Origin of the sequence: Aeromonas sp. HMWF015 (assembly GCF_963878965.1) — a bacterium.
GTDB classification, from domain to species: Bacteria; Pseudomonadota; Gammaproteobacteria; order Enterobacterales; family Aeromonadaceae; genus Aeromonas; species Aeromonas veronii.
This window is the reverse complement of record NZ_CAWNZT010000240.1, coordinates 1-5,048: the sequence shown is the minus strand read 5'-3', so window position 1 is coordinate 5,048 and position 5,048 is coordinate 1. Positions and strand designations below refer to the sequence as shown.

Genomic DNA, 5,048 nt, shown 5'->3' with positions numbered 1-5,048 from the left:
GCGGGTGAATTTGACCGCTATCTGTTCCTGCCACAAAATCCGGACGTGGTGCTGGCTGACACGGCCATCATTGCCGCCGCCCCTCCCCGCTTCTTTTCCGCAGGCGTTGGCGATGCCCTGGCCACCTATTTCGAGGCGCGCGCCTGCTATCGGGCGGACGGGCTCAATCTGGTCGGCAAGCGCCCTTCACGCACTGGCCTTGGTCTGGCAAAGCTCTGTTACGAGCTGCTTGGTGAAAACATCGAGCTGGCCATGGATGCAATACGCCACCATGTCTCGACTCCGGCGCTGGAGCAGGTCATCGAGGCCACCATCTACCTCAGCGGGGTAGGCGCAGAAGCCGGTGGGCTGGCCGCCGCTCATGCAATCAACAATGGCATGTCACTGATCCCGGAGCTCCATCGTGCCCAGCATGGCGAGAAGGTGGTCTTCGGCCTGCTGACCCAACTCGTGCTTGAGCGCGCCCCGCAACATGAGCTTGATGAGGTGTTTCGCATCATCGACTGTGCAGGTCTGCCCATGACGCTGCAAGAGCTGGGGCTCACCCACTTTGATGAAAACGAGTGGCGCAAGGTGGCGCAGTTGGCTTGCGATCCTCTCGATACCATGGGCAACATGCCAATGACTGTGAGTGAACAGGATGTCTACGCCGCCATGGTGGCAGCTAATGCCATGGCTGAGCGTTATCGCCTCCGCCATCCCCGCGCCTGATTGCTTGCCGCACTAAATAGGCAAACAGTAAAAAGGCTTGCCCATTGGCAAGCCTTTTTCATCTGCATCCCACCCCCTTGTCGGGATAGACGAAACTCAGCGCAGTATCAGGGCAGTTTCACCGCTCGCACCGCAACCTCTGGCAGGGCGAAGGCATCTTGCGCGGCGATGAGTTGCAGCTCGTAAGCCTGCTGGCGCCATGTCTCCTGCAGCACCGCATCCACCGAGGCGTTGGTGCGCTCGAACGCGCTGACCGCATCGTGACCGGCCAGCAAATTCGCCAACATCAGGGCGCTGATAAGATCGCCCACCCCCACCGGCTGGCGGGCAAAGTCATAGAGCGGACGGGCAATCAGATAATCCCCTTGCGGAGTTGCCAGCAGCATCTCAAAGCGGCTGGAGTCCTGCGCCGCACGACCGAGATGTTTGACCAGCACCAGCTTGACGCCGCAGGCCAGCAGCTGATGGGCGGCAGCGCGGGTCTGATCCAGATCAGCCAGATGGGTATCACAGAGGGTCTCCAGCTCCAGCAGGTTGGGGGCCATCATGTCGGCCACCGGCAGCGCCTGCTCGGTCAGGAAACGGGTGACGCCGGGAGCGACGATACACCCCTTCTCCGGGTGCCCCATCACAGGGTCGCAGAAGTAGATGGCATCGGGGTTGGCCGCCTTGACGGCGTTGACCACGGTCAGGATCTCGTCTCCCTGTTCGGCGGAGCCAAGGTAACCGCTCAGCACGGCGTCACACTGGCTCAACACCTCGATATTACCCAATCCTTTCACCAGCGCACTGATATGGCCTGCCGGCATCGCCATCCCCTGCCACCCCTGGGCATATTGGGTGTGGTTGGAAAACTGCACCGTGTTGATGGGCCATACATCCATACCGAGGCGGCGCATGGGGAAGACGGCCGCGCTGTTGCCGGCACAACCAAAGACCACGTGGGACTGAATAGAGAGAACGGATTTCATCGGGAATACCACAGCAAAGGATCAGCAAGGTGGGCAATATATCGGATGAAGATAACGATGCGCCACCTTGGCGCGGGATGAACAGGCAATTTCCTGACTAAAGACAGGTTTTTTACGCCATTTGGCCCGCGTCGACAGGGTGAGCGGAGCCATGATCCGCCGCATCACCGTCCATCACATGCCGTTGTACTCAACGCCATGACGGGCAAAGTGATAGACCCATCCCTCATCACACGGCATGTCACTGGGTGGCGAAATCAGCTCAGGCAATACCGTCACCTTGCCACCAGCGGCATATTGCAGCGCCATCAGGGCGCAGAGCGCCGCATCGTAGCGATCAGTGCCGACCAGCACATCCGCAGGCAGCTGCGCCGCCAGCTCGGGCCGTGCCGGAGAGGCCTTGCCGCCCACTTTGGCCAATGCCGGATAGACCTCCAGCACGGCGCGACTGGCCTTCGGGGCAACGGTCGGTACCAGTTGCAGATCCGAGAGCCGCGGCAGCATGGAGAGCGCCAGGGTGGCATTGTTACCGAGCCGATCGAAGGTGGCAGAGAGGGGCTTCTTGCCGTACTGCTGATACAGCCAGCGCTCGCAGTCGCGATAGGCGTAGGGGTTGTCTATCTCACGCTCGGGAGCGGCGCAGCTGTGTGGCTGGCCATTAAGCAGATCCCGCAAGGCGCGGGGAAAAGCGAGTGGCGCATCGATACCGAGCGCCAGTTGCGGGCAGGCCTCGACCTGCGCAAGCAAGGCTGCGTCCTGCAGGGCCGGACGCAGCAGGGCGGCCAGATCCGGCGCCACCCGCGAGCTCAGACGAAACAGCGGCGACACCCCGAGCCAGTGCAGGCGGTTGGATTCGGCCTGCCAGCCCACCACGGCCACCGCCTGGGCACTGCCCTGCCAGCCACGCACATCCCAGCCGATCCCGATTGCACTCATCTGCCCTGCCGTCATCAATTACCTCTGTTCGCCTGTCACAAGTTGCAAGAGGCACAGGGTAATCAGCAGATGCCTTTAACGCAAAGCGAACTGCCTTGGTCAGAACGATTTCTGGAAGTTCACCAGCGGCAGAATGGGGAACACGCCGTTGGCGGCATAGTTGGCCAGCCCGATCTGCAAGCCGTCGAGGTGCTTGGTCGCATTGATAAAGCCAATCTGGAAAGTGGTACGCTCGGCATAGTTGACGAAGCCGACGTTGGCCAGCGCATTGCCCTTGGCGATATTGACCGCCCCCCAGTTAAGCCCCTGCACATTGTTGGTCAGGTTGACCAGCCCCAGATTGACGCCGGTATCCTGCCCTTCGTGCCAGTTGATGGCGTTGATGGCGACCCCGCCAAACTGGTGGCGCACCCGACCAGCACCCAGGAATACCCCGAGCTGCAGGCCGCTGAACTGATCCACATCGGAGAGGGCGAAGATCGGCAGATCAATACCCTTCACCTGCCCGGTCCGACCGTAGAGCAGCGAGGCGCGCGCCCCTTCCACCTGATGGGACGCGGGCAAATTGACCCCGGGCAGCGAGACCTGCACCGGAGTACTGGCCTGCGCGACACCGCACAGAGTAAGGGCGCTGCATGCCAGCAGCAGGCGGGAGAGTGTCATGGAAAGTTCCTTGGGCCATTGAGAATGGCCCGATCCTAACAGTCAGGGGAGAGTGTGGGCACACCAGCAGGGACGAGGTGCGTCACGATACGTCACGGGTGGCCCTCTCACCTCTCCATCAGGACTTGCGAAAGCGCCACCTCAAGGACAATCGGCCACTTTTTCACAGCGAGTGGTTCCTCTTCCTTTCTTTGCCTGAGCGAACTGCCTAAAATAGTCGCCCTGCTGTATCCGGCATTCATCCATCTAGAGGATTTCCCATGGAGACGTTTCTGCTCGAAGGTCACCCCTTCGTTGCCTTGTGTGACCTTATCAAACATCAGGGGTGGGCCGATTGTGGCGGCGCCGCCAAAGCCCTCGTTGCCGAAGGGCTGGTCGAGGTGGACGGTCAGGTGGAGACCCGCAAGCGCTGCAAGATCGTGGCCGAACAGGTGGTCAACTTCAACGGCATGAAGGTCGTGGTGAAAGAGGGCGTCAGCCCGGAGATTGGCTAAACCCGTTCCGGGGAGCCACTCTCCGGCAACCCGCTAGCTGGCCTTGATCGACAGGGTCAGCACAAAACGCGCCATCGCCTCATCCCCGTTCAATGACGGACAGGTGGCTACCACCCGGATGGGGCGGTTGATGCGCTGACCAGTGGCCAGCGATTCATCGATCATGGCGTCTATCTCCTCCCCCGCTGCGCAGTCAAACTGCACATCCCCCTCCGGTCGTTTCAAAAACTCCCCCTGCACATCCTTGAAGGCGAAGTGCACCTTCTTGCGCCGCTGCCGCCCCTTCTCCATCACCAGCAGACCGCCTACCAGATCGGCGCCGGTCGCCAGCGCGCCAAAATACATGCTGCCCAGATGGTTGCGGGTACGCCATCCAAGGGGAATGCGAATGCGCAGCGCCTTGGCGTTCATCTCTTCGATGATCGGGGCACAAAACCCGATGACGGGAATGTAGCGCCAGGCAAACAGCCGAAGCGCCAGATTGGCTTTGAAGCGTTGCAAATCCATATGCGAACTGATCCGATGAGTTAATGTAAACAACATGTTGCCTGCATCTGCGCCATTCGACAAGCACAGGGATCACGGTTACGACCTTTTGCCCAACCCAAAAAAACAGAGGGAACCGCACCGGTTCCCTCTTTTCGCTCATGTCGCTGTTACAGCAAATGTGCCGATCAGGCGCGCTTCTCTTCCAGCCAGGCCCCCTGACTCTGCATCTCGAACAGCTGGGCATAGTGACCGCCGAGGGCCATCAATTCACCATGGGTCCCCCGCTCATTCACCTGACCGCGGGAGAGCAGCAGGATCTCGTCCGCATCGACGATGGTCGAGAGGCGGTGGGCGATGGCGATGGTGGTGCGGCCACGACGGGCAGCAGAGATCGCCTGCGACAGCGCCAACTCGGTCTGGGAGTCCACGCTGGCCGTCGCTTCATCCAGAATGAGGATACGCGGATCCCCCACCAGCGCGCGGGCAAAGGAGAGCAGTTGCCGCTGGCCGGCGGAGAGGTTCTTGCCCCCCTCCTCCATCAGGGTGTTGATCCCCTGTGGCAAGCTGCGCACAAAGTCGGCCAACTGCACCTCGCTCAACGCCTGCCAGAGCCGCGCTTCGTCTATTCCGGCGCGGCCGAGACGCAGGTTCTCCGCCAGGGTGCCGACGAAGATAAAGGGATCTTGCTGCACCAGCCCGATGCTGCGGCGCACCGCCGCCAGCGACAGGGTATCCAGTGCGTGATCATCGAAGCGGATCTGCCCCTGATCCAGCGGATAGAAGC

At 61.1% G+C, this 5,048-nt stretch carries 7 protein-coding genes; 2 read left to right on the top strand and 5 right to left on the bottom strand.

The annotated features are described in order from the left end of the window. Positions 1-711: glycerol dehydrogenase (locus AACS18_RS12865; RefSeq protein ID WP_258228931.1), on the top strand; the 711-nt coding region annotated here is incomplete at its 5' end. 107 nt (positions 712-818) lie between these two features. Here the strand turns inward: AACS18_RS12865 and pdxY are convergent. The 3 genes from pdxY to AACS18_RS12850 form a co-directional block, all read right to left on the bottom strand. Further along, the gene (gene pdxY / locus AACS18_RS12860) at positions 819-1,682 is read right to left on the bottom strand and encodes a pyridoxal kinase PdxY (RefSeq protein WP_108614354.1); all 864 of its coding nucleotides are present in this window, start codon (positions 1,680-1,682) and stop codon (positions 819-821) included. Between the two features lie 174 nt (positions 1,683-1,856). After that, on the bottom strand, positions 1,857-2,633 hold the full coding sequence (locus tag AACS18_RS12855; protein WP_108614353.1) for a DUF429 domain-containing protein: 777 nt from the start codon (positions 2,631-2,633) through the stop codon (positions 1,857-1,859). 84 nt (positions 2,634-2,717) lie between these two features. Then, the gene (locus AACS18_RS12850) at positions 2,718-3,281 is read right to left on the bottom strand and encodes a VC2662 family protein (protein ID WP_005352548.1); all 564 of its coding nucleotides are present in this window, start codon (positions 3,279-3,281) and stop codon (positions 2,718-2,720) included. A 260-nt stretch (positions 3,282-3,541) separates the two neighbouring features. Here AACS18_RS12850 and ybcJ point away from each other — a divergent pair, with 260 nt between their 5' ends. After that, a complete protein-coding gene (ybcJ, locus tag AACS18_RS12845) occupies positions 3,542-3,775 on the top strand; it encodes a ribosome-associated protein YbcJ (protein WP_005361116.1) in 234 nt (77 codons plus the stop codon). Positions 3,776-3,808: 33 nt separating this feature from the next. On the opposite strand, the gene AACS18_RS12840 is transcribed toward ybcJ, so the two are convergent. Together AACS18_RS12840 and AACS18_RS12835 are read right to left on the bottom strand one after the other, a co-directional pair. Next, positions 3,809-4,282 carry a DUF4442 domain-containing protein gene (locus AACS18_RS12840; protein WP_181363445.1) on the bottom strand — a complete coding sequence of 158 codons (474 nt, stop codon included), beginning with the start codon at positions 4,280-4,282 and terminating at the stop codon, positions 3,809-3,811. 167 nt (positions 4,283-4,449) lie between these two features. After that, the coding region (locus AACS18_RS12835; protein WP_146184892.1) for an ATP-binding cassette domain-containing protein at positions 4,450-5,048 on the bottom strand (599 nt) is incomplete at its 5' end.